23 protein-coding genes are annotated in these 24,250 nt (G+C 69.0%); 11 read left to right on the top strand and 12 right to left on the bottom strand.

Features of this window, described 5'->3' with window-relative positions; genetic code table 11:
* The first annotated feature begins 7 nt into the window (after positions 1-7).
* From ABL843_RS05345 to ABL843_RS05335, 3 genes are all read left to right on the top strand, one after another.
* Positions 8-2,038: a transglycosylase SLT domain-containing protein gene (locus ABL843_RS05345; protein ID WP_418119214.1), complete on the top strand. Its 2,031-nt coding sequence runs from the start codon at positions 8-10 to the stop codon at positions 2,036-2,038.
* 15 nt (positions 2,039-2,053) lie between these two features.
* Positions 2,054-2,587 (top strand): MgtC/SapB family protein, encoded by a 534-nt coding sequence (locus tag ABL843_RS05340; protein ID WP_418119213.1) that lies wholly within the window; start codon positions 2,054-2,056, stop codon positions 2,585-2,587.
* Between the two features lie 108 nt (positions 2,588-2,695).
* A complete protein-coding gene (locus ABL843_RS05335) occupies positions 2,696-3,385 on the top strand; it encodes a glutathione S-transferase family protein (RefSeq protein ID WP_126021337.1) in 690 nt (229 codons plus the stop codon).
* A gap of 30 nt (positions 3,386-3,415) precedes the next feature.
* On the opposite strand, the gene ABL843_RS05330 is transcribed toward ABL843_RS05335, so the two are convergent.
* Positions 3,416-4,141, bottom strand: coding sequence for an OmpW/AlkL family protein (locus ABL843_RS05330; protein ID WP_418119212.1), 726 nt, complete (start codon positions 4,139-4,141; stop codon positions 3,416-3,418).
* A gap of 161 nt (positions 4,142-4,302) precedes the next feature.
* On the opposite strand from ABL843_RS05330, the gene ABL843_RS05325 reads away from it, so the two are divergent.
* The 5 genes from ABL843_RS05325 (at position 4,303) to otsA (ending at position 11,588) form a co-directional block, all read left to right on the top strand.
* Positions 4,303-5,490 (top strand): multifunctional CCA addition/repair protein, encoded by a 1,188-nt coding sequence (locus ABL843_RS05325; protein WP_418119211.1) that lies wholly within the window; start codon positions 4,303-4,305, stop codon positions 5,488-5,490.
* Between the two features lie 76 nt (positions 5,491-5,566).
* Positions 5,567-7,396 carry a hybrid sensor histidine kinase/response regulator gene (locus ABL843_RS05320; protein ID WP_418119210.1) on the top strand — a complete coding sequence of 610 codons (1,830 nt, stop codon included), beginning with the start codon at positions 5,567-5,569 and terminating at the stop codon, positions 7,394-7,396.
* Between the two features lie 84 nt (positions 7,397-7,480).
* Entirely contained in the window at positions 7,481-8,287 is an 807-nt protein-coding gene (gene otsB, locus ABL843_RS05315; protein WP_126021341.1) for a trehalose-phosphatase, read from the top strand.
* The gene (locus ABL843_RS05310; protein ID WP_126021342.1) at positions 8,284-10,206 is read left to right on the top strand and encodes a glycoside hydrolase family 15 protein; all 1,923 of its coding nucleotides are present in this window, start codon (positions 8,284-8,286) and stop codon (positions 10,204-10,206) included. Before otsB ends, ABL843_RS05310 begins: the two co-directional genes overlap by 4 nt.
* Positions 10,203-11,588 carry an alpha,alpha-trehalose-phosphate synthase (UDP-forming) gene (otsA, locus tag ABL843_RS05305; protein ID WP_184634826.1) on the top strand — a complete coding sequence of 462 codons (1,386 nt, stop codon included), beginning with the start codon at positions 10,203-10,205 and terminating at the stop codon, positions 11,586-11,588. Before ABL843_RS05310 ends, otsA begins: the two co-directional genes overlap by 4 nt.
* A 16-nt stretch (positions 11,589-11,604) precedes the next feature.
* On the opposite strand, the gene ABL843_RS05300 is transcribed toward otsA, so the two are convergent.
* Complete coding sequence (locus ABL843_RS05300; protein WP_126021344.1) at positions 11,605-11,937, bottom strand: hypothetical protein; 333 nt, start codon at positions 11,935-11,937, stop codon at positions 11,605-11,607.
* 183 nt (positions 11,938-12,120) lie between these two features.
* Between ABL843_RS05300 and ABL843_RS05295 the strand changes: the two genes are divergently transcribed.
* The gene (locus tag ABL843_RS05295; protein WP_369659555.1) at positions 12,121-13,566 is read left to right on the top strand and encodes a PLP-dependent aminotransferase family protein; all 1,446 of its coding nucleotides are present in this window, start codon (positions 12,121-12,123) and stop codon (positions 13,564-13,566) included.
* A gap of 21 nt (positions 13,567-13,587) precedes the next feature.
* Here ABL843_RS05295 and ABL843_RS05290 read toward each other — a convergent pair whose 3' ends face one another.
* Genes ABL843_RS05290 through hisN form a run of 5 tightly spaced genes read right to left on the bottom strand, consistent with a single transcriptional unit; the run spans position 13,588 to position 17,538 of the window.
* Positions 13,588-14,034 (bottom strand): DUF1877 family protein, encoded by a 447-nt coding sequence (locus ABL843_RS05290; protein ID WP_184634822.1) that lies wholly within the window; start codon positions 14,032-14,034, stop codon positions 13,588-13,590.
* Positions 14,031-15,572: a tetratricopeptide repeat protein gene (locus ABL843_RS05285; protein WP_418119209.1), complete on the bottom strand. Its 1,542-nt coding sequence runs from the start codon at positions 15,570-15,572 to the stop codon at positions 14,031-14,033. Before ABL843_RS05285 ends, ABL843_RS05290 begins: the two co-directional genes overlap by 4 nt.
* A gap of 19 nt (positions 15,573-15,591) precedes the next feature.
* On the bottom strand, positions 15,592-16,518 hold the full coding sequence (locus tag ABL843_RS05280; RefSeq protein ID WP_418119208.1) for an ROK family protein: 927 nt from the start codon (positions 16,516-16,518) through the stop codon (positions 15,592-15,594).
* A gap of 38 nt (positions 16,519-16,556) precedes the next feature.
* Complete coding sequence (locus ABL843_RS05275) at positions 16,557-16,751, bottom strand: DUF2905 domain-containing protein (RefSeq protein ID WP_184634816.1); 195 nt, start codon at positions 16,749-16,751, stop codon at positions 16,557-16,559.
* Between the two features lie 10 nt (positions 16,752-16,761).
* Entirely contained in the window at positions 16,762-17,538 is a 777-nt protein-coding gene (gene hisN, locus ABL843_RS05270; RefSeq protein WP_418119207.1) for a histidinol-phosphatase, read from the bottom strand.
* A gap of 114 nt (positions 17,539-17,652) precedes the next feature.
* Here hisN and ABL843_RS05265 point away from each other — a divergent pair, with 114 nt between their 5' ends.
* Entirely contained in the window at positions 17,653-18,051 is a 399-nt protein-coding gene (locus ABL843_RS05265) for a DUF5329 family protein (protein WP_184634812.1), read from the top strand.
* Positions 18,052-18,060: 9 nt separating this feature from the next.
* Here the strand turns inward: ABL843_RS05265 and ABL843_RS05260 are convergent, their stop codons facing one another.
* The 5 genes from ABL843_RS05260 to ABL843_RS05240 all read right to left on the bottom strand — a co-directional run bounded on the left by ABL843_RS05260 (position 18,061) and on the right by ABL843_RS05240 (position 23,436).
* Positions 18,061-18,930 (bottom strand): ABC transporter permease, encoded by an 870-nt coding sequence (locus tag ABL843_RS05260; protein ID WP_418119206.1) that lies wholly within the window; start codon positions 18,928-18,930, stop codon positions 18,061-18,063.
* On the bottom strand, positions 18,927-19,685 hold the full coding sequence (locus ABL843_RS05255) for an ABC transporter ATP-binding protein (protein WP_369662483.1): 759 nt from the start codon (positions 19,683-19,685) through the stop codon (positions 18,927-18,929). The genes ABL843_RS05260 and ABL843_RS05255 overlap by 4 nt, the downstream gene beginning before the upstream one ends.
* Before the next feature lie 147 nt (positions 19,686-19,832).
* Positions 19,833-20,843, bottom strand: a complete 1,011-nt coding sequence (locus ABL843_RS05250; RefSeq protein WP_369659558.1) for an ABC transporter substrate-binding protein — start codon at positions 20,841-20,843, stop codon at positions 19,833-19,835.
* 26 nt (positions 20,844-20,869) lie between these two features.
* Positions 20,870-21,760 (bottom strand): TauD/TfdA dioxygenase family protein, encoded by an 891-nt coding sequence (locus ABL843_RS05245; RefSeq protein WP_418119205.1) that lies wholly within the window; start codon positions 21,758-21,760, stop codon positions 20,870-20,872.
* 560 nt (positions 21,761-22,320) lie between these two features.
* A complete protein-coding gene (locus ABL843_RS05240; RefSeq protein WP_126021356.1) occupies positions 22,321-23,436 on the bottom strand; it encodes a class I SAM-dependent methyltransferase in 1,116 nt (371 codons plus the stop codon).
* Positions 23,437-23,459: 23 nt separating this feature from the next.
* On the opposite strand from ABL843_RS05240, the gene ABL843_RS05235 reads away from it, so the two are divergent.
* Positions 23,460-24,239 (top strand): SDR family oxidoreductase, encoded by a 780-nt coding sequence (locus ABL843_RS05235; protein ID WP_418119204.1) that lies wholly within the window; start codon positions 23,460-23,462, stop codon positions 24,237-24,239.
* Positions 24,240-24,250 lie beyond the last annotated feature (11 nt).

Below are 24,250 nucleotides of genomic sequence, written 5' to 3'. Positions count from 1 at the left end.
TCCCCCGATGCAGTTCCCAAGCATTTTGGCATCCAAGCGCAGCCATCCGCGCAATGCGGCTCCCGCGCTGGTTTTTTCCGCGGTCATCGCCTTGGCCGCACTGCTCTCGCAGCAGCCCGCCGCGGCCCAGAGCAACACCAACGACGACGTCCTGATCCAGATGAAGCAGGCCTTCCAGCGCGGCGACAAGGCCCGGCTGACGGCCCTGCTGCCGCAGGCCCGCGGCCATGCGCTCGAACCCTGGGCCGCCTACTGGGAACTGAAGGCCCGTCTGCAGGAAGCCGCACCCAACGAAGTGCAGGACTTCTACGCCCGCTACCCCGGCACCTACCAGGAAGACCGCCTGCGCAACGACTGGCTGCTGCTGACCGGCCAGCGCCGCGACTGGGACAACTTCTCCGCCTCGCTCGACGGCTTCCGCATGGGCGACGACCCGCAGGTGCGCTGCTACGCGATCCTGGTCGATACGCTGCGCAGCGGCACCGCCACGCAGGCGCAGGCCGACGAGGTGCGCCGCAACTGGTTCGCCCAGAAAGACCTGGACGACGGCTGCCTCACCGCCGCCGACCGCATGACCGCCGCCCGGCTGCTGTCGACCAACGACGTCTGGAAGAAGGCCCGCCTGGCCATGGAGGCCAACCGCCCGCAGGCCGCGCGCGCCGCCGTCGCCATCGCCGCGCCCGACGCGCTGCCGCTGTTCGAGGAGCTCAACGCGAGCTCGGCCAAGTTCCTGACCGGCCGCGCCTTCGTGGCCGCCAAGTCGCGCAAGGAGCTGGTGGTGCTCGCGCTCATCAAGGTCGCCATGGCCGACCCCGAGCTGGCCGCCTCGCAACTCGACAGCAAGTGGGGCCCGATGCTCTCGGCCGAGGAGCGCAACTGGCTCTGGGGCACCATCGGCCGCGCCGCCGCCATCAAGCTGTGGCCGCAGGCCGGCAGCTACTACGCCAACGTCACCAAGAACGGCGACCTCTCCGACGACATGCTCGGCTGGCGCGTGCGCGCCGCGCTGCGCGCCGGCCAGTGGAAGGAGGTGGTGCCCGCTATCAACGCGATGAGCGAGACCGCCCAGCTCGACCCCACCTGGGTCTACTGGAAGGCGCGCGGCCTGGCCAGTGCCGGCGGCGACGAACGCCGCGCCCAGGCCCGCGAGCTCTACCAGAGCATCGCCGGCTCGCGCGGCTTCTACGAGATGCTGGCGCTGGAGGAACTGGGCCAGCGCACCGTGGTGCCCACGCGCCCCGCCCCGCTCACCCCCGAAGAGAAGGCCGCCGCGCGCAGCAACCCCGCGCTGGCGCGCGGCCTCTACGCCATCGCCATCGGCCTGCGCCCCGAGGGCACGCGCGAGTGGAACTACGCCACCAACCTGCACGACAAGGGCGGCATGGACGACCGCGCGCTGCTGGCCGCGGCCGACTTCGCCTGCCAGCGCGAGGTGTGGGACCGCTGCATCAACACCAGCGAGCGCACCAAGGGCGTGGTCGACGTGGAACAGCGCTTCCCGATGCCCTTCCACGACACGGTGCTGCGCAAGAGCCAGGACATCGGCCTCGATCCGGCCTACGTCTACGGCCTGATCCGCCAGGAAAGCCGCTTCATCATGGACGCGCGCTCCGGCGTCGGCGCCTCGGGCCTGATGCAGGTCATGCCCGCCACCGCGCGCTGGACGGCCCGCAAGATCGGCATGACCGACTTCTCGCCGAGCCAGATCAACGACCGCGAGACCAACATCACCATCGGCACCAACTACCTGAAGCTTGCGCTCGACGACTTCGACGGCTCGATGGCGCTGGCGGCGGCCGCCTACAACGCCGGCCCCGGCCGTCCGCGCAGCTGGCGCAACGGGCCGGTGCTCGACGCCGCCATCTGGGCCGAGAACGTGCCCTTCAACGAGACGCGCGACTACGTGAAGAAGGTGCTGGCCAACACCACCAACTACGCCGCCATCATCAGCGGCCGGCCGCAGTCGCTGAAGGAGCGCCTGGGCCGCGTCGGCCCGCGCGACGCCTCCGAGCCCGAGCCGAACAAGGACCTGCCCTGAGCCCGGCGGCCTGAAATGAGCTGGCGCGACGAGGTCCTCGATACCCTCGCGTCCGAGTTCTCGGACGTGGGCGATGTCGCGCAGCTCACGCGCATCGTGCTGCGCCTGACGCTGGCGAGCGCGCTGGGCTTCGTGCTCGGCTTCGAGCGCGAGCAGCAGGGCAAGGCGGCCGGCGTGCGCACCCACATGCTGGTGGCGATCGGCTCGGCGATGTTCGTGCTGGTGCCGCAACAGACCGGCATCGTGCCGGCCGACATGAGCCGCGTGATCCAGGGGCTGGTGGCCGGCGTAGGCTTCCTGTGCGCCGGCACCATCCTCAAGCAGGGCAAGGACGAGAGCCACGTGCAGGGCCTGACCACCGCCGCGGGCCTGTGGATGACCGCCGCCATCGGCATGGCCTGCGGGCTCGGCCGCGAGCTGACGGCCGTGCTCAGCGCGCTGCTGGCGCTCGCCGTGCTGGCACTGGTGCCTCGCCTGGTGGACCTGATCGAGCGCGTGTCGGGGCCCAGGAAGCAGGACGAGAGCGGCAAGGACGGCGGCCGGCACTGAACGCGCGCAGCTGCATCAATTCGCGCCGCGTTCGGCATCAATCGCAGTCGGGCGCGCGGCTAGCATCGAAGGCTTTGTTTCACCCCCGCAACGGACCGGAGATCCCTTATGCGCAAGCTCTATGTCGGCAACAAGAATTACTCGTCGTGGTCCATGCGGCCCTGGGTACTGATGAAGCAGGCCGGCATCGAATTCGAGGAAGTCGCGGTGCGCTTCGACTCCTTCGAGGCCGATTCGCAGTTCAAGCACACCATCGGCGCGCTGAACCCGGTGGCCAAGGTGCCGGTGCTGGTGGAAGACGGCGGCCTCGTCATCTGGGACACGCTCGCCATCGCCGAATACCTCGCCGAGACCTTTCCCGAGAAGCATCTCTGGCCCCAGGCCAAGGCCGACCGCGCACGCGCGCGCAGCGTCTGCGCCGAGATGCATTCCGGCTTCGGCGGACTGCGCAACCATTGCGGCATGAACCTCGAAGCCTCGCTGCCCGAGGTGGGCGCGCGGCTGATGAAGGAAGTGCCCGAAGTCGCCAGCGACCTCGCGCGCATCGTGCAGATGTGGAGCGGCCTGCTCGACACCCACGGCGGCCCGATGCTGTTCGGCCGCGAGTTCGGCATCGCCGACGCCTACTTCGCGCCGGTGGGCACGCGCATCAGGACCTATGGCCTGCCGGTGCCGACGCACATCACGGCCTACATCGAGCGCGTGCAGGCGTTGCCGGGCGTGAAGGCCTGGATCGACGCGGGGCTGGCGGAGAAGGATTTCCTGCAGTTCGAAGAGCCCTACCGCACGGGGCGATAAGGCTTCAAACGCTGCAAGGGCGAGCCCGGTTCAGAACCGGTAGGTTGCCGCCACGTAGGTGACGATCGGGTTCAGCTTCAGGCTGGCTTCGCTGGTCGCAACCGGCAGGCCGTAGATCGAGGTCGTCGTCAGCTTGGCCTTGGTCTTCAGCGGGATGTAGGAGACCGAGAACGAGATGCCCCAGTGCTTGTCGAACTGGTAGGCCGCGCCCACGTTGATCACCGGTGCGAACTTGCTGTCCAGCTTGGCCGTGGTGTTGACCGCGAAGGGCGACTGGTGGAACTGCGAGGCCAGCGCGCCCTGCAGGTTCGGGGTCAGCTTGACGTCGCTGTACCAGACATAGGTGGCGCCCAGGCCCACGAACGGACGGAAGGCGTCGTTGCCTTCGTTGAAGAAATACTTGCCCAGGATCGTCGGGCTCCACTGGCGGGCCTCGCCGAGCTGGCCCACGCGCCCGAGGGTGCCGGTGCCGTTGAGCTTGAACTTGGGCGGCACGCCGAACACACCTTCCACCGCCCAGTGGCTGTCGATGAAGTAGGTGGCGTTGAGGCCCAGGGTGTCGGAATCGCTCACGCTGGCGCCCGAACCGGCCAGGACGCTCTGCACGGGCGAGGTCACGGTCAGCGGCTTGCTCGAATCCTGCGGTGACAGATGGAACCACCCTGCGCCGACGACCCAGTCGCCGGCCTGTTGCGCCATGGCGCCGCCGGACGCCAGGGCGCCCAGAGCTGCCAGTGCAATCATTCTTTTCTTCATGATGTGAATCCTTTTGGTTGAATATCCCTCTGCGGATGCGGGCGTCGGCTGTGACCGCCGCTGAAGATCGCCCGAATGACGAACGATTGCCCGGTCTGCATCGCGAATTATCGAACGACCGTTCTATTTCTGACAGAGGGGAGTATCCCTAAACTGCGGCCATGAAAATCTTTCTCGTCGGTGGCGCACTGCGCGACCGCCTGCTGCAGCGCCCGGTGTCCGACCACGACTGGCTGGTGGTGGGCGCTACGCCGCAGGAGATGGTCAAGCGCGGCTACCTGCCCGTGGGGCGCGACTTCCCGGTGTTCCTGCACCCCGACACGCGCGAGGAATACGCGCTCGCCCGCACCGAGCGCAAGAGCGCGCCGGGCTACCGCGGCTTCACCGTGCATGCCGCGCCCGACGTCACGCTCGAGCAGGACCTGGCCCGCCGCGACCTGACCGTCAACGCCATCGCGCTGCCCGCCGAACTGGTGAGCGCCGATGGCCGCTTCGACCCCACGCCGGAAACGCTGGCCGACCCCTTCCATGGCCAGCGCGACCTGCGCGACAAGGTGCTGCGCCACGTGACCGACGCCTTCCGCGAAGACCCGGTGCGCATCCTGCGCGTGGCGCGCTTCGCCGCCCGCTTCGACGACTTCGGCGTCGCCCCCGAAACCATGGCGCTGATGCGAGAGATGGTCGCGGCCGGCGAGGCCGATGCGCTGGTGGCCGAGCGCGTGTGGCAGGAGCTCTCGCGCGGCCTGATGGAAACGCGCCCCTCGCGCATGTTCGACGTGCTGCGCGAATGCGGCGCGCTGGCCGTGCTGCTGCCGGAGATCGATGCCGGCGCGTGGACGATGCGGGCGATCGACACCGCCGCCCGGCTGAAGACATCGCTGGCCGTGCGCTTCGCCTGCCTGGCCGGCGGCTTCGGCGGCAGCAAGGGCAGCGTGGCCTCGCTGCAGGCGGTGTGCGAGCGCTGGCGCGTCCCGGTGGAAATCCGCGAGCTGGCGGAGGTGGTGGCGCGCGAGCATTCGCACATCGACGAGAGCGGCGCGCTCGACGCCGCCGGGCTGGTCCGCCTGCTGGAGCGCTGCGACGCCTTCCGCAAGCCCGCGCGCTTCGCCGAGGCCCTGCTGGCCTGCGAGTGCGCGGCGCGCAGCCGTGCGGGCAGTGGCGTCGACGAAAGCGATACGCCCTGGCCGCAGCGCCAGCGGCTGCTCGCAGTGCTGGCGACGGCGTCGGCCGTGGCCACCGACGTGGTGGCCAGAGCCGCCCAGCAGTCCGGCGCCACGGGGCCGAAGATCGGCGAGGCCATCCACCGGGCCCGCGTCGAAGCCGTCGCGGCGTCGCCGGGCCAGGCCTGAGGTCGACCGGAGCCAGCCCTCCGGGGCATGACTTACGACACTTCCGTGCGCGAACCCGGCCGATAGCATCGGCCGTGTGAATGCCACCGCGCCGAAGCCGTCACATGAATCCGCCGATTTCCCGCGCCCGCCCGGGCCGGACGAACTGGGCCTGCGCGTGCTGCGCGAGCACGTGGCCTCGGTTTACGCGGCCTACAACGCGTCGGTGTTCGTGCACTTCGGCCTGGGCGCGGCGCTGGGCGCGGCCATGTACCTGCACCAGCCGCGCGCCTGGGTCCTGGTGTGGATGGCGGTGCATCTCTCGCTGGGCCTCTTCCTCTTCCTGATGCCGCGCTGGCACCCCGATGTGCCGCTGGCCGACACCAGGCGCTGGGCGCGCCGGCATTCGCGCACCGTCACCGTGGTGGGCGCGGCCATGGCCAGCGCGCCGCTGCTTTTCATCTCGCCCGGCGACCTGCCGGTGACCTCGGTCATCACGGTGGTCATCATCGGCAGCTGCGCGCGGGCCATGCAGCTGCTGTGGCCGCTGAAGCCCGCGCTGTACGGCTACACGCTGCCGATGATGCTGAGCCTGATCGTCGCGCTGGCCTGGCAGGGCGACGCGATGCATTTCTTCCTCGCGCTCTTCAGCCTGGGCTACCTGCTCTTCACGCTGCGCGTGGGCGGGCAGCAGCACAAGCTGCTGACCGACTCGCTGGTGCTGCGCTTCGAGAACGAGGCGCTGGCCGACCAGCTCGGCACCCAGATCGCCGCGGCCGAGCGCGCGAGCGCCGAGAAGACGCGCTTCCTGGCCACCGCGAGCCACGACCTGCGCCAGCCGCTGCATGCCATCGCCCTCTTCGGCGCCGCGCTGGAGAACGAGCTGCGCGAGCACCACGGCGGGCGCAACGCGCAGCAGCTGATGCGCGCGGTGAATGCGCTGGGCAGTTCGCTGGACACCATGCTCGACGTGTCGCGGCTCGACGCGGGCGTGGTCACGCCGGCCATCGCGCCCGTCTCGCTCGATGCGCTCTTCCGCTCGCTCAACCACATGTTCGCGGCGCGGGCCGAGCAGCGCCAGCTGCAGCTGCGCGTGCGCGCCAGCGGCCTTTGGGTACACAGCGATGCGCAGCTGCTCTACCGAATGCTCTCCAACCTCGTCGACAACGCGCTGAAGTACACGACGCGCGGCGGCGTCGCCGTGCGGGCCCGCGCGCGCGGCGGCGTGGTGTGGATCGAGGTGTTCGACACCGGCATCGGCATCGCTCCCGAGCAGCAGGAGCGCGTGTTCGAGGAGTACTACCAGGTGCACAACCCGGGCCGCGACCGCGCGCAGGGGCTGGGCATCGGCCTGTCGATCGTGCAGCGCCTCTCGCGGCTGCTGCAGCACCCGGTGCGGCTGAAGTCGCAGACGGGCCGCGGCAGCCGCTTCCGGCTGGAGCTCCCGGCCGCCGAGGCGGTGGCGATGCCCGACGCCGGGCTGGCCGCGCCCGTGCGCACCACGGGGGTGCGAGGCGATCACGCGGCGCCGGCGGTGCACGGCCGCATCCTGCTGATCGACGACGAGGCCGAGATCCGCGAAGCCATGACCGGCCTCTTCCGGGCCCACGGCCTCGCGCTCGACGCCGTCTCCAGCGAGGCCGAGGCCGCCGAATTGCTGGGCCAGCCCGACGCGCACGAGCGGCCCTTCTCTCTTCTCATGTGCGACTACCGCCTCTGCGACGGCGAGAACGGCCTCGACGCGGGCATGCGCCTGCAGCGCCGCTTCGGGCTGCAGGCGCCGCTGCTGCTGGTGACGGGCGAGACGTCGCCAGATCGGCTGCAGCGCGTGCGCGCCTCCGGCATCCCGGTGCTGTTCAAGCCGGTGAACCCGGCGACGCTGCTGCGCGCGCTGGCCGAACTGGCGCCGGGGCCTCTTGCGCACTGACCGGCCCCCGCGCCGGGGTGGATCCAGGCACATTGGGCTTTGGCCGACATGCGCGGCGCGCGACGCGTGTTAAGGTTTTTCCCGATGCCAAAGTCCTCCAGCAACACGCAGTTGCCTCCTCCGTTGGGCCGGGACGCAGCCCTCTTTCTCGACTTCGACGGTACGCTGGTCGGGCTTGCGCCCACGCCTGAAGCCATCGAGATTCCACCGGCCCTCGTGCCCCTGCTGGACGACCTGCGCGACCAGCTCGGCGGCGCGCTCGCCGTGGTGTCGGGCCGCCAGATCGACTCCATCGACCGCTTCCTCGCCCCGCTGCGGCTGCCCGCGGCCGGCGAGCACGGCGTGCAGCGCCGCGATGCCCAGGGCCGCATGCAGGAGCAGCGCGCGCCCGACCTTGTACCCATTCTGGACATCGCCAACGAGCTCGCGCGCGTGCACGAAGGCCTGCTGGTGGAGCGCAAGCACGCCGCCATTGCCCTGCACTACAGGCTCGCGCCGCAGCTGGAGGCCGTGTGCCGCGACGCGATGTCGCGCGCCATCGCGCACGATCCGATGCTGGAGCTGATGCACGGCAAGTTCGTGTTCGAGGTGAAGCCTGCGGGCGTCAACAAGGGCATCGCCATCGACGCCTTCATGGCCGAGGCGCCCTTCGCCGGCCGCGTGCCCGTCTTCCTCGGCGACGACACCACCGACGAGAGCGGCTTCGCCGTGGTGCAGCCGCGCGGCGGCGTGGCCGTGAAGGTCGGCTCCGGCCAGAGCTTGGCGCAGCACCGCCTGGAATCGCCGCTGGCCGTGTATGAATGGCTGGTGCAGGCACGCGACCTGCTCGCCGCACGGCCACCGAAAGAAACCGCTAGCCAACCCGAAGAATCACCGAGGAGCCCCCGATGAGCGAACAACAACTGCCGGCGGCGCCCGAGGAACGCGCCGGCCAGGCGCTGGCGGGCGCGGCCGGCCCCGACGACCGCGCGCCGGTCGACGCGAGGGCGGCCGCCGCCCCGGGCAAGCGCGGCTTCGCTCCACCGGCCGAACCTTCGCTCAACGTGGGCGTCATCGGCAACTGTGCCTACAGCGCGCTCATCGACTCGCGCGGCCGCGCCGTGTGGTGCTGCCTGCCGCGCTTCGACGGCGACCCGGTGTTCAACGCCCTGCTGCACCCCGGCGAGGATGCGGGCGCATGGAGCATCGACATCGAGGACTTCGCCGAATCGAAGCAGTGGTACGAGCCGAACACGGCCGTGCTGCGCACGCAGCTCTTCGACAGCGCCGGCCAGGGTATCGAGATCACCGACTTCGCGCCGCGCTTCTACAGCCGCTCGCGCTACTTCCGCCCGCTCATGCTCGTGCGCCGCGTGCGGCCCATTGCCGGCGCGCCGCGCATCCGGGTCTCGCTCGACCCGAGGTTCCAATGGGGCTCGTCGGCGCCGGTGGAGGTCACGCGCGGCAGCAACCACATCCGCTACGTCGGGCCCGACGTGACGCTGCGGCTGAACACCGACGCGTCGATCTCGCACATCCTCTCGCGCCAGCCCTTCGTGATCTCGCGCGAATACAACTTCATGTTCGGCGTGGACGAGACGCTGATGGACGGCATCGCCGACACCGCGCGCCGCTTCGAGCAGGAGACCATTTCGTACTGGCGCGTCTGGAGCAAGCGCCTGGCCATTCCTTTCGAATACCAGGACGCGGTGATCCGCGCGGCCATCACGCTGAAGCTCTCGCTGTACGAGGACACGGGCGCCATCGTCGCGGCCATGACCACCAGCATTCCCGAGGCGCCGGGCAGCCAGCGCAACTGGGACTACCGCTACTGCTGGCTGCGCGATGCCTTCTTCGTGGTGCGCGCGCTCAATTCGCTGAGCGAAGTCGGCACCATGGAGGACTACCTTCGCTGGCTGGGCAACGTGGTGATCGGCTCGCACGGCGAGCACATCCAGCCGCTGTACGGCATCGGGCTGGAGCGCGAGCTGCCCGAATCCTTTGTCGACCAGCTGCCGGGCTACCGCGGCATGGGCCCGGTGCGCGTGGGCAACCAGGCGCAGGAGCACTTCCAGCACGACGTGTACGGCAACATCGTGCTCGGCGCGGCGCAGGCCTTCCACGACCACCGGCTGCTCAGCCGCGCGGGGCTGGCGGAATTTCCGCACCTCGAGGCGGTGGGCGAGCGCGCGGTGGCCGTCTACGGCACGCCCGACGCCGGCATGTGGGAGCTGCGCACCCGCGCGCGCGTGCACACCAGCTCGGCGCTGATGAGCTGGGCCGCCTGCGACCGGCTCTCCAAGATCGCACGCACGCTGGGGCTGGCCGAGCGCGCCGCCTACTGGCACGGCCATGCCGCGCGCATGAAGGAGGAGATCCTCGCCAAGTCGTGGTGCGAGGAGCGCCAGGCCTTCGCCGAGAGCTTCGGCGGGCACGAACTCGACGCGAGCATCCTTCTGATGGTGGAAGTGGGCCTGATCGACGCGCGCGATCCGCGCTTCATCTCCACCGTCGACGCCATGGAGAAGACGCTGTGCGACGGTCCCTACATGCGCCGCTACGAGGCCGCCGACGACTTCGGCAAGCCCGAGACCGCCTTCAACATCTGCACCTTCTGGCGCATCGACGCGCTCGCCAAGATCGGCCGCAAGGCCGAGGCCCGCCAGATCTTCGAGACCATGCTCGCGGCGCGAAACCCGCTGGGGCTGCTGTCGGAAGACACGCACCCGGTCACGGGCGAGATGTGGGGCAACTTTCCGCAGACCTACTCGATGGTCGGCATCATCAACGCAGCGGTTCGGCTGTCCGCCCCCTGGGACTCCGCAATATGAGCCGCCTCGTCGTCATCTCCAACCGCGTGGCCGACCCGCGCAAGCCCGCCGCCGGCGGCCTCGCCGTGGCACTGGGCGAGAGCCTGCAGCAAAGCGGCGGCCTGTGGTTCGGCTGGAGCGGCCAGATCATCGAGGGCGGCCCGACCGGCGAGGGCGAGCTGCACCGCCAGCAGGCCGGCAAGGTCACGCTGGCCACCCTCGACCTGAGCCGCGAGGACCACGACAGCTACTACCTGGGCTACAGCAACGACGTGCTCTGGCCGGTGTTCCACAACCGGCTCGACCTGGCCCACTTCGACGCCGGCTTCGTCGCCGGCTACCGGCGGGTGAACCAGCTCTTCGCGCGCAAGCTGCTGCCGCTGCTGAAAGACGACGACATCATCTGGGTGCACGACTACCACCTGATACCGCTGGCGGCAGAGCTGCGCGCCATGGGCTGCAAGCAGCGCATCGGCTTCTTCCTGCACATTCCGCTGCCGCCGCAGATCATCATCGCGGCCATTCCGCAGCATGCGTGGCTGATGCGCTCGCTGTTCTCGTACGACCTGATCGGCTTCCAGGCGCAGCAGGACGTGCAGCACTTCGAGCACTACGTGCGCAACGAGGCCGCCGGCGAGTACCTGGGCAACGACATGTACCGCGCCTACGGGCAGACGGTGCGCAGTGCCGCCTTTCCCATCGGCATCGACGTGGACGAGTTCGCGGCGCTCACGCATGCGAAGGAGTCTCGCGACATGTACGAGACCATGAAGCGCGAATACTCGCAGCGCCGGCTGCTCATGGGCATCGACCGGCTCGACTACTCGAAGGGCATCCCGCAGCGGGTGCGCGCGTTCCGCGAGCTGCTGGCGAACTACCCCGAGAACCGGCGCAGCGCCACGCTGATCCAGATCGCCTCGCCCACGCGCGAGACGGTCGACGCGTACGCCGACATCCGGCGCGAGCTCGAATCGCTGTGCGGCGCCATCAACGGCGACTACGGCGAGCTCGACTGGATGCCGGTGCGCTACATCCACCGCATGGTGGCGCGCAAGCGCGTGCCGGGGCTGTGCCGCGCTGCGGCCGTGGGGCTGGTGACGCCGCTGCGCGACGGCATGAACCTCGTCGCCAAGGAATACATCGCCGCGCAGGACCCGGCCGACCCGGGCGTGCTGGTGCTGTCGCGCTTCGCCGGCGCCGCCGAGCAGCTGAAGGAAGCGCTGCTGGTGAATCCCTACGACACCCACGGCACCGCCGAGACGGTGCAGCAGGCGCTGCAGATGCCGCTGGAGGAGCGGCGCGAACGGCACCAGAAGCTGCTGTCGCGCATCCGCGAGCAGGACATCCACTGGTGGCGGCGCAGCTTCCTGGATGCGCTGCGCGAGTCGGCCAGCGAGCGCTGACTCCCTGGCCGGTCGCTCACCAGCCGGTCAGCAGCCGCACCAGGCGCATCACCGGCCGCGGCTGGGCAGGGGCGGCCGCCCTCGCGGCCATGGGCGCATGCACCCGCAGGTGCACCGGCGTCAGCGCCGACACCTCGATCCACCCGCCGTGCGGCAGGCGGTGCATGTCGCCTTCCTCGAGCAGCGTCTCGGTCATGAACACGGTCTCGCCGAACCAGCCGGGCGGCGACACCACGCGCGCGCTGCCTTCGGCCAGCTGGAGCCAGGCGCCAGCCTCGACCGAGGTGCGCAGGGACTGTCCGGGTTCGAGGACGATGGAATCGGGCGCTTGGGAGAGTGTGGTGATCATGGCGGCTACGTCGGCATAGGTGGGTTGGACGAGGCTTCATCGTAGGAATCCTGCTGCCCGGAAAACAGGCACACGCCATGGCTATTGCGACCGGAACAGCATGGCTGGAAACGCATCTGTTATGGTCGTTTTCCCAGGCAACTGCATCTGTTTTCGGATGCCCGATGCGGGGAACATCGATCCATGGACTCGCTACCGCTCTATCGCCAGCTTTCCGCGCACTACGTGGATGCGATCCACACCGGCTCGCTCAAGCAGGGCGACAAGCTGCCATCGCTGCGCAGCCTGATGCGGCTGCACGACATCAGCCTGTCCACCGCGCTGCAGGTCTGCCGCGCCATGGAAAGCGACGGTTGGGTCGAGGCGCGCGACCGCTCCGGGTATTTCGTGCGCCGGCCGCAGCGGCTGGCCATCGCGCCGATGGAAGAACCGGTGGCCGACGTGCCGCCCGACCCGGCGCAGTTCGTGAGCATGCGCGCGCGCATGGCCAACTTCATGGCGCGCGGGCGGCATACGGGCGTGAAGCTCAACTTCGCGATCGCCCGCGCAGCGCCCGAGCTGTATCCCGCGGAGGCACTGCGCAACTCGATGACGCGCGCCCTGCGCCAGCGGCCCGAACTGCTGACCACCGCCTCGTCGCAGAAGGGCCACGAGCAGTTCCGCGAGGCCGTGGCGCAGCGCAGCCTGCGCATAGGCATGACGGTGGCGCCCGACGAGGTGCTGGTCACCAACGGCTGCATCGAGGCGCTGAACCTCGCGCTGCGCGCCGTCGCGAAGCCCGGCGACACGGTGGCGGTGGAGTCGCCCACCTTCTACGGCCTGCTGCAGGTGCTCGAGAGCCTGGGCCTGCGCGCGCTGGAGATCCCGACCAGCCCGCAGACCGGCATCTCGCTGGAAGCGCTGGACCTGGCCATCCACACCTACGACGACATCAAGGCCGTGGTGGTGGTGCCGCACCTGCAGAACCCCATCGGCAGCGTGATGCCCGACGGCCACAAGCAGCGGCTCGCGCACCTGTGCGAGAGCCACGGCATCGCGCTGGTCGAGGACGACACCTACAGCGACCTGGTGGAGACCGACGCGCCGCTGCGGGCGCTGAAGTCGTGGGACCGCACCGGCAACGTGATCTATTGCGCCTCGCTGCACAAGGTGCTGGCGCCGGGGCTGCGGCTGGGCTGGATCACCGCCGGGCGCTGGCATGCGCAGGTGGAGATGCTCAAGTACGCGCAGACCCGCAACAACGAGGCGCTGGCGCAGATCGCCGCCGGCGAGTTCATCGCGGGCGGGCGCTACGACCGCCACCTGCGCCGCCTGCGCGAGCGGCTGCACATGCAGCGCGACCAGACGGCCGACGCCATCGCCCGCTACTTCCCGGCCGGCACGCGGCTGAACCTGCCGCGCGGCGGGCTGCAGCTGTGGGTGGAGCTGCCGCAGCAGCGCTCGTCGGTGAACGTGTTCGACGCCGCGCTGCGCGAACAGATGCTGGTGGCGCCAGGCGCGCAGTTCTCGAACTCCGGGCGCTTCGACAACTACCTGCGCATCAACTGCGGCTGGCCGTTTTCGAAGGCGGTGGACGCGGGGCTGCGGCGGCTGGGCGAGATCGTCTCGGCAGTGCCTCCGCCACGCTAGCCGCCGGCGCTTCGGCGCGATTCAGACGATGTAGAACACGACGGCGTCGCGCCTTGCGGCCGCTTCGGCGAAGAAGCGCTTCACGCCGTCCATGAAGCCCGCGAGGTCCTGAGCGCCTTCCTGCCAGGCCTTGGCCCAGTACAGCTCGCCGAACTTCGCCGGCTCGGCAGTGAATCGGCCCACCAGCGCCGCCACGTCGCACTGCGCGAGCCGTGCCGCCGCGCGCTCCACGTGGGCGGCCGTGAGGTAGATGCAGCCCAGGCCGTCGGTGCCGTCGAGCTCCTCGCCGTCGACCGCCTCGGGCATCAGCGTGCGCACCACGTCCCAGGCCTGCTCCACCGTCTGGCTGTCGTGCGGGCCGCCCTTCGCCGCGGGCGAATTCAGGAAGGCGGAGACGGTGGACGGATCGATCACCAGCGCGCGCAGCCGGTAGCGGTCGAGGGCGTAGAAGGCGGCGCCGATGCTCAAGTGCTGGGCTCCATGCGGGCGGCGCGCGCCACCGCCGCGAGCGCGATGCTCACGCTGTCGATGTTGCGCTGCGCGTTGTCGATGTTCCTGAAATGGTCGGGCGCGCAGATCTGGTTGAGCAGCAGCGTGCGCTTGAAGTGCGCAAGCGCCTGGCGCAGCTCGCCCTCTTCCTGCGCGATCAGGCCCAGGTCGTTGTGCGCATTGGCGGCCGACGACGAGATGCCGCGGCAGCTGCGCTGCTGGATGTCGAGCGAGCGCTCGAACAGCTCCCGCGCGCGCACGAAGTCGCGGCGCGCCATGAAGAGGCTCGCGAAGTTGTTGAGCATGTCCGAATGCAGCTCGGCGTCGCCCTCGCCCGGCGGGAGCTTGTCGAGGTGCACCAGGGCGCGTGCGTAGCAGAGCTCGGCCTTCGCGTCCTGGCCCGACTCGGCATAGAGGAACGCGAGGTTGTTGAAGGCGCGTACCACGCCGTCGCTGGAGCCGCCTCCGGCCTCGGCCACCGCCATGGCGATGGTCTTCTTGTAGAGCGCCTCGGCCTCGTCGGCACGTCCGGCCGCGGCATGCAGCAGCGCCAGCGTGTTGGTCGGACCGCGCCGCCAGCTGTCGTCCAGCCCGAGCTGCGCGGCCACGGCGAGGGCCTCGTCGGCCGAGGCCTGGGCCTTCTCGTTCCAGCGCAGCCGCCGGCACAGCTCGGCATGGCTGGACAGATGCAGCACCACGCTGCGGTGCGCGCCGCCGTGCAGGCGGCGGCTGGTGGCGATGGCCTCCGCGCAGAGCCTTTCGGCGCTCTTCAGGTCGCCCTGCGCGAGCGCGTCGCGGTAGCGGGCCTCGCGGTCGTCCAACAGGTTCAGCAGTGCGCCCTGCTCGTCGGTGGTCGCGCCGCGCGCCTTGCGCTGCTCGATGCCGACCAGCGTCAGGTCCAGCGCCTTGCGGGCGACGTCCATGTCCTCCGCGGGCATGCCGAGCTTGCGGCCGATGGACAGGCTTTCCTCGAGGCTGGCGCGCGCCTTGTCGAAGGCGTCGATCTGGTAGCAGGCCTGGCCGAGCATGCACAGGGTCATGGCGAGGTTCTGGTGCGGGCCCTTGAACACGCGGCGCGTGGCGGCGACGATCTGCTCGCCGATGGCGACGGCCTGCGTCCAGTCGCCGGCCTCGGCGGCGGCCACGAAGCGCTCCTGCAGCTTGTTGGCTTCGGCGAGGGCAGCAAGGTCGTAATCCTTGGCGGGGTCCCTCGGCGCGGGGCGACGGGAAGCGTGGCGCGCGGCGGCGGGCGGGGTTTCTTCTTCCTCCTCGGCCGGGCGCTGCGCCTGCAGCTGACTCATGCGCCGATGGATCCACCACAGGTCGAACAGCATCCACGGCAGCAGCACCATCAGGCAGAAGCGGCCGCCCGGCAGGCCGGCGATTCCGTACACCAGAAACGCCAACTGCCCCGCCCCGCCCAGGTAGCTGCCCAGATAGAAGCGGTGCGCGCCGATGAAGCCGCCCACCAGCCACAGCAGGTAGGCGAACGAGCGGCGGCGAGGCAAGGGGGTCATGGTTCGCCGGGTGCCCGGGTCAGTCGAGCAGCGCGAGCGCCGCGTAGTCGCCGACCTTGTCGCCCAGGCCGGCGGACATGAGGCGCACGCCATGCGTGAGCGGCGGCAGCTTGCCGTCGATGTGCGCCTGCAGCCTCGGCAAGAGGAAGTCGCGGTGGTGCCAGAACACGCTGCCACCCAGGCTGATGCCCTGCAGGTCGAGCGTGGCGATCAGGTTGTAGAGCATGCGGCCCATCACGCGGCACAGCGCGTCGACGATTTCCAGCGAATGCCGCTCGCCGGCCGCCGCCGAGTTGAAGAGATCGGCCGCCGACTGGCCGAAGCGCCGCGCGATCGAGTTGCCGGCGATCAGCCCCTCGACGTCGCCCACGTTGCCGCAGCCGCACAGCGCGCCGCTGGCATCGTCCACCACGAAGCTGTGGCCCGCGTGGCCGGCATTGCCGTTCTTGCCGCGCAGCGCGCGGCCATCCACGCAAAGGCCGACGCCGACCCCGGTGCTCCAGGTGACGTAGGCACAGTTGTCCATCCCCTTGAGCGCGCCCCAGTGGCGCTCGGCTTCCAGCGCGGCCACCGCGTCGTTCTCGACCCGCACGCGGGGAAAGCGCTTGGCCAGCGGTGCCTCGATCAGCGCGGTCATCCAGTTGTTGGGCAGGCCGCGCGCCGGGCCGGCAATGCCGCCGCAGATGTTGGGCGTGGCCAGCTCGACCTTGCCATCATGCAGCTCGAAGGGCCCGGCCGACGACACGCCCACCCGGTCGATGGAAGCCGGATCGACACCCTGCTGCGCGCAGACCTCGTCGATCATCCGCATGATCTGCACCGCCACCGCGTCGTTGTCGCCGGTCTTGGCCGTAGGCTCGCTGCGGCGGCCGATCAGCGGCGCGTCGCTCGAGGCGGAAAGGCTCACGGCTACCTTGGTGCCGCCGATGTCTACGCAGGCTCTCATTGCGGTTCGTCTTTTCCTTGTCTGGTTCTGTGCTCTGTCTACAGAAAGCGCGCCACCAGCGCCGCGATCATGCTGAGCACGATGGTGCTGGCGATGGGCAGCTGCCACTCGCGGCCGAAGGCGCGGAACTCGAAGTCGCCCGGCAGCCGTCCGAAGCCGAAGCGGCGCAGCCAGGCGGTCAGGCCGCTCATGAGCACCAGCGCGAGGACGACGACGATCAGCCAGCGAAGCATGGGCAACAGTCTAGGCCGAGAGAATGGCCATCGCTTGCCGGTGGAGTTCGGGCGTGGCCGCCGCGATCACCCGGCCGTCGGACTTCAGCCCGAGCGGCTGGCCCTGCCAGTCGGTGATGACGCCGCCGGCCGCCTCGATCAGCCCGGCCGGTCCGAGGTAGTCGTAGGGCTGCAGGCCGGTCTCGACCACGAGGTCGATGGTGCCGCCCGCCAGCTGGGCGTAGCCGTAGCAGTCGCCACCGAAGCGGCGCATGGCGCACTGGCGGCTCAGGCGATCGAAGGCGCTCCAGTCGGCCGGCGCGAAGATGTCGGGCGAGGTGGTGACGATGCGCGCCTTGGCCACTTCGGTGCAGCCGCTCACGCGCACCGGCTGGCCGTCGCGCGTCGCGCCCTGGCCCGCCACGCCGATCCAGCGCTCCTTGAGCACCGGCATGTCGATCATGCCCAGCGCCACGCGCCCGCCCTGCAGCACGCCGATCAGCGTGCCCCACAGCGGCGAGCCGGTGATGAAGCTGCGCGTGCCGTCGATGGGGTCGAGCACCCAGATGCGCCCGGCATCGAGCCGCTCGGGGCCGTGCTCTTCGCCGTAGATGCCGTCCGCCGGGGCGCGCGCGGCGAGGATCTCGCGCATGGCCGTCTCGGCGGCGCGGTCGGCCAGCGTGACGGGGCTTTCGTCCGCCTTGGTGATGATGTCCAGCGGCGTGCGGAAGTAGTGCATCGACTTGGCGGCGGCGGCATCGGCCAGCGCTTCGGCGATCGGCGAGAGGTCGGAAGAGGAGGAGCTCATGAAAGAGTTGGAAACGCTTGCCAAAACCTGCAATTAGACCCGAGCCGGCCCCTGTTTGACACAGCGGGCCCGCCAGCCCTAGCATGGCCCGGAAATTGCCACGAACTACGACAAATGGCTTCTTTCACCCACCTGCGCCCGGCCCTGCTCGCCCTCGTGCTCGGCGCCTCGGCCTTTCTGGCCCACGCCACACCCTCCGACACCGAAGACAAGCTGATCGACACGCTGATACAGCGGGTCTCGAAGATGAGCTCGATGATCTTCCTGCGCAACGGCAGCGAGTACAACGCCTCCGACGCCGCCAAGCACATGCAGGCGAAGTACGACTACTTCAAAAAGGAGCTGGTCACGGCCGAAGACTTCATCGAGCGCTGCGCCTCGCGCTCGGAGATGACCGGACAGGCCTACAGGGTGAAGCTCACCAACGGCACGGTGCGCGACGCCAACGAGTTCCTCAACAGCGAACTGCGCGCGCTGCGGCAGGCGACAGGCGCGAAGAAGCCCGGCGGCTAGCCGGGCACCCTAGCGCTGCTGCCCCCAGCGGCGCACCGTCAGCCGCTCCAGCGTCCTGAAGCCCAGGCTCTCGACCAGCAGGCCGATCAGCACCACCAGCGCGAGCCCCGCGAACACGCGGTCGGTATAGAGCTCGTTGCGGTTCTGGAAGATGTACCACCCCAGCCCGCCCTTGCCCGAAGAAGCCCCAAACACCAACTCCGCCGCGATCAGCGTGCGCCAGGCGAAGGCCCAGCCGATCTTCAGCCCCGACAGGATCGACGGCAGCGCCGCCGGCACCAGGATCTGCAGCACGTAGCGCAGCCCCCTGAGACCGTAGTTGCGCCCGGCCATGCGCAGCGTGTCGGGCACGCCCTGGAAGCCCGCGTAGGTGTTGAGCGCCAGCGGCCACAGCACCGAATGGATCAGCACGAACACCAGGCTGCCGCGCCCCAGCCCGAACCACAGCAGCGCCAGTGGCAGCAGCGCGATGGCGGGCAGCGGGTTGAACATGGAGGTGAGCGTGTCCAGCAGGTCGCGGCCGAGGCGCGTCGACACCGCGAGCGTGGTGAGCGCGAAGGCCAGCAGCACGCCGGCGACGTAGCCCTGCAGCAGCACGGCCAGCGAGATGCGCACCTTCTCGATCAGCTCGCCGCTCACAAGACCGTCGAGCAGCGCCGCCGCAGTGGCAGTGAAGGTGGGCAGCAGCAGGTCGTTGTTCTGCCACCGCGCCGCCAGCTCCCACAGCACGGCAATGACGGCGAGGATCAGCCCCTTGCGCAGCCAGGCCTGCGACCAGATGCGCTCACCCAGCGGCAGCGAACGCTCCACCGGCACATCGGTGAAGGGCTCCAGCGTGCGCTCGTACTCGGGGCGGACCGGCGGGACGACGGCGCTCATACGGCAGCCTCCTCTTCGAACAGCATGTCGTGGATGCGCTGCGCCGTGCCCTGGAATTCGGCGCCGCCCAGGCTGTCGAGCGTGAAGGCGTGGCTGTTGATCTCGGCGCGCATGCGCCCCGGATGCGGCGACAGCAGCGCGATGCGATTGCCCACCACCAGCGCCTCCTCGATCGAGTGGGTGACGAACAGCAGCGTGAAGCGCACCTCCTCCCACAGCTCGAGCAGCTCCTGCTGCATCCTGCGGCGGGTGAGTGCGTCGAGCGCAGCGAAAGGCTCGTCCATCAGCAGCACGCGCGGCTGCATCGCCAGCGCGCGGGCGATCGCCACGCGCTGCTTCATGCCGCCCGAGAGCTGGTGCGGATGCACATCGGCGAACTTCGAGAGGCCGACCTTGTCGAGGTAGTGCAGCGCGCGTTCGGCCGCCTCCTTCCTGCCGAGCGTGCGCGAGGCCAGCAGCGGGAACATCACGTTCTGCTTCACCGTCTTCCACGGCGGCAGCTGGTCGAACTCCTGGAACACGACGATGCGGTCGGGGCCTGGTTGCGCCACGCGCCTTCCGTCGAGGCGGATCTCGCCCTCGACCGGCGGAATGAACCCGGCCACCGCCTTCAGCAGCGTGGACTTGCCGCAGCCCGAGGGGCCGAGCAGCACGAAGCGGTCGGCGGCATGGACGTCGAAGCTCACTCGATGGGTGGCGCGCACGACGCGCTCGGGGGTGCGGTATTCGAGGCTCACGTTCTCGACCTGCAGCAGCGGCGCGCTGTCTTGCTCCCTCTCCCGCTCGCGGGAGAGGGTCGGGGTGAGGGTGGGCGGCGATGCCGGAGGCTCCCCCCTCACCCCCGCCCTCTCCCGATGGGAGAGGGAGTCAACCCGCGAGTCCAGAACAGCCGCTGTATTCACTCAATTCCCCGACACGTTCTGCGCGTCGTCGAAGAAGTAATCCTTCACCGAAGCCGGCTTGTTCCTGATCGCGCCCACACGGTGCATGAACTCCGCCAGCGGATAGGTGTTCTGCGGCGTGGTCTTGAACTGCACCTCGGGGTTCCTGATGATCTTCAGCAGCAGTTCGCGGTCGAGCTTCGCGTTGCTCACCTTCAGGTAGATGTCGGCGGCCTTTTCAGGATTTGCCGTGACGAACTTCGCCGCCTCGTCGAGCGCGTCGACGAAGGCCTTGTACGTCTTCGGGTTCTCGCTGCGGAACTTCTCCGTCGCGTACAACACCGTCGCCGACGATGGCCCGCCCAGCACCTGGTACGAGTTGAGCACGATGCGCGCATTCGGGTTGCCCGCGAGCTCCTGCTCCTGGAACGGCGGATTGCCGAAGTGCGCCGTGATCTCCGTGCCGCCCTTGATGATCGCCGCCGCCGCATCGGGATGCGGCACCGCCACGCTGATCCTGTCGAGCCTGTTGAACTCCTTGTCGCCCCAGAGCTTGGCCGAGGCGAACTGCAGCACGCGCGACTGCACCGAGACGCCCACCGCGGGCAGTGCAATGCGGTCCTTGTCGGTGAAGTCGGCAATCGACTTCACGTTCGGGTTGTTGCTCACCAGGTAGTACGGGAAGTTGCCCAGCGAGGCCACGCCCTTCACATTCTGCTTGCCCTTGGTGCGGTCCCACAGCGTGAGCAGCGGCCCCACGCCGGCGCCCGCGATCTCGATGTTGCCCGACAGCAGCGCGTCGTTCACCGCCGAGCCGCCCGAGAGCTTGACCCACTCGACCTTGGCGTCGATGCCCGCGGCCTTCGCATGTTTCTCGATGAGCTTCTGCTCCTGCGCCACGTTGAGCAGCAGGTAGACGATGCCGAACTGCTCGGCGATGCGGATCTGGCCTTCCGCATGCGCGGCAAGGCTGCCGGCGAGAAGGCCGAGGCCGGCGACGAGCGCCGCGGCTTTGCGGGTGAAACGGTTCATTGGAAGCGGTGGCTAGGAAAGAAAAATCAGAAAGGCGTGTCGCCGACGATCGTGGTGCGGTTCAGTCGCCGGCGCAGGTGGTCGGGCGTGCCCGCTGCCAGGTGCATCAGCGAGCGGTTGTCCCAGAACACCAGGTCATGCGGCGCCCACTGGTGGCGATACACGAACTCGGGCTTCACGCTGTGCACGAACAGCTCGGCCAGCAGCGCGTCGCTCTCTTCCTGGGGCAGCCCGACGATGCGCGTCGTGAAGTGCTCGCTGACGAAGAGCGCCTTGCGGCCCGTCTCCGGGTGAGTACGAACCACCGGCTGCACCGCGGGCGCGACCTGGTCGATCTGCGCCTGCGAGAGCTTCGGCCGCCATGGGTTCTTCGCGCGCAGCTCCTCGTACTTGGCGAGGTAGCTGTGCTCGGCCTTCAGCGGCAGGATGCGCTGCTGGAGCTCGGAGCTCAGAGACTCCCATGCGAGATGCTGGTCGGCGAAGAGCGTATCGCCGCCTTCGCTCGGCAGTTCCTGGGCGTGCAGCAGCGAGCCGAGGCTGGGCTTGGGCTTGTACGAGATGTCGGAGTGCCAATAGACGCCCGCGTCGCCGAGGCCGATGGGCTCGCCGTTCTCCTTGATGTTGGAGACGATGAGGATCTCGGGGTGGTTCTTGAGCTGGAACTGGTGGAGGACGTGGATTTCGAGCGGGCCGAAGCGGCGGCTGAAATCGATGTGCTCTTGCGGGGTGATCTGCTGGTTGCGGAAGACCAGGACGTGGTGGTCGAGATGGGCCTTGTGGAGGCGGGTGAAGTCTTCGGTGTTGATGGGCTTCGAGATGTCGAGGCCTACTACCTCGGCGCCGACCGGGGCATCGAAAGGGCGCACTTCGAAGTGCTGCGAAGGGGGGCTTACCTCGCTGGCAGGGGCGGCAGTCATGCCGGGAATGTAGGGGGCGGGGTTTGGATCGGCAACGAACTCTTTGTTGCTAGCTTATGACTTTGTTTTTTGGCGTGGTGAGGGATTGCTTCCCGGGGCCGGGTCTCGGCCCGGCGGCCGACTCACTTTCTTTTGCTTCGCCAAAAGAAAGTAAGCAAAGAAAAGGCGACCCTACTGTCTGCGTCCCTTCGCTTCGCTTGGCCACAGATTCGATTCAGTGGATTCAACAACCACAGGGATTCATTCCAGGCACGGCAGGCGCGAAGCCCCTGCCGTGCCTTGGGGGCCGAGCAACGCGATGGCCCGGGCATCTCCCCTCCCCTCTGGCTGCGCCGAGGAGCGCAGCGTTTCGCGGATCAGGGCTCGCAGCTGTTTGAGCGAAGCGAGTTCTGCGAGACCCCGCGAAACGCGAGCACCGCAGGTTGCCCCGTAGCGCAGCGAAGGGGTCGCAGACAGTGGGGTCGCCTTTCTTTTGCCTACTTTTCTTTGGCGAAGCAAAGAAAAGTAGGTCGCCCGCCGGGGCGAGTCCCGGCCTCGGGAAGCAAAGCAAACGCAGTCACTCAAAGCGTATGACTGCGATCCCCCTCCCTGAACCCCATCGCATCCCAAGCTTCCCCAACAGCAAACCCCACAACCTTGAACAACTCCCCCATCTCATGCTCATGGATGAGCCGAGCCGCCATCCCCCGCTCAGCAACAGTCCCTTGCTCCATCACCCCAAGCAACCCGCAATTCAAAAGAAACCGCGCCTGACTCGTATAGCCAAGCACAGCAAGCCCAGCATCCTGTCCAGCAAGAGCAACCCCAGTGAAGTCGACGTGTGCAGTGATGTCCTTGTAGCCAACATCAGACAGCGGATCCCCATCGGCCTTGTGCCCCCGATGACACATCACAGTCCCCATATGCCTCTGCGGGTGGTAGTACTCCGCCTCGGGAAACCCATAGTCGATAAGAAAAGCCGCCCCCTTCTTCAACCGATCCGCCAGCGTCGCAACAAACGCCTTGGCCTGCGGATGAATCTCCGTGAGGTAGTCATGCTCTCCAGGCACCTCCACCGGCGGCCGCAGTTCAGTCGCACGATCGGCCCACGCCCATCCATCGTCCGAAGCGTTCCGCACAACGCCCCGCTCGAACCATTGCCCGCCGGCACGCGCCAGCAACTGCACCGGCATCGCATCGAGCACCTCATTGCCAACGACAACCCCCTGCATCGATTCAGGCAGTTCGTTGAGCCACTCCACACGCCCCGCATGCCCCGCCAGCGCCTGCTGCTGCCGCTCCCTCAAGGTCCCCGACAGGTCGACGATGCGATAGCGCACGTCGCCCCGACCCATGCCATCGAGCGCATGCAGCAGCTGCACGGCCAGCGCACCGGAGCCCGCACCGAATTCCCAGACCGTATCGGTCCCGGTCTTCTCCAGCGCCTCGGCGACTTGTGCCGCCAACGTCTGGCCGAACATGGGCGTGAGCTCGGGCGCAGTCACGAAGTCGCTACCCGAAGAAGGCATGTGCCCGAACTTGGCCAGTGTGTTGGCGTAGTAGCCGAGGCCGGGCGCGTACAGCGCGAGGGCCATGAAGCGGTCGAAGCCTATCCACCCGCCCGCGCGCTCGACGGAGCGCGCGATGAGGTGGTCGAGGGCGGTAGGTAAACTGCTGGGGGTCGTCTTTGTCGTCACAGCGCCATTCTCCCTCTCCCCGCATGAGCCCCGCCTCCCCCGCATCCAACTCCCCCCGCACGGTCCTCGTCACGGGCGCGGGCCGCCGGCTCGGCCGCGAGATCGCGCTCGCACTGGCCGCGGGCGGCTGGCAGGTGGCGGTGCACTACCGGAACTCGCGCGCAGAGGCCGAGCAGACCGTCGCCGACTGCGCCGCTCTCTCGGGCGACTCGGCCCTGTTCTCGGCCGACCTCGACGACGAGCAGGCCACGCGCGCGCTGCTGCCCCGCGTGGTGGCGCGCTTTCGCAGCGTCGATGCCGTCGTGCACAGCGCGGCCCTCTTCGAGCACGACGAGGCCGCCATCTTCGGCTACGCGCTCATGGAGCGCCATGCGCGCAGCAACACCGGCGCGGCCATCCTGCTGGCGAATGCGCTGCACGAGCACCTGGCCGCGCGCGACGCCCACGGCGCCGTCGTCCACCTGCTCGACCAGAAGCTCTGGAACCCGAACCCCGACTTCCTGAGCTACACGCTGTCCAAGGCTGCGCTCGAGGCCGCGACGCCGATGCTGGCGCTGGCCCTGGCGCCGCGCGTGCGCGTGGTGGGCGTGGCGCCCGGCCTCACGCTGGCGAGCCACATGCTGGACGACGACAAGTTCGCCCAGCTGCACAAGCTGTCGCCGCTGGGCCGCTCGTCCACGCCCGAGGACGTTGCCGCCACGGTGAAATTCGCGCTGGAGAACCGCTCGATCACCGGCACCACGCTGCTGGTGGACGGTGGCCAGCACCTGATGAAATTCGAGCGCGATTTCTCGCTCATGTGAGCCCATCCACC

The organism is Variovorax sp. 350MFTsu5.1 (genome assembly GCF_048302515.1).
In the GTDB taxonomy this organism is placed as follows: Bacteria; Pseudomonadota; Gammaproteobacteria; order Burkholderiales; family Burkholderiaceae_C; genus Variovorax; species Variovorax guangxiensis.
Note: the sequence above shows the minus strand (reverse complement) of the source record. Positions and strands in the feature narration are given on the sequence as shown.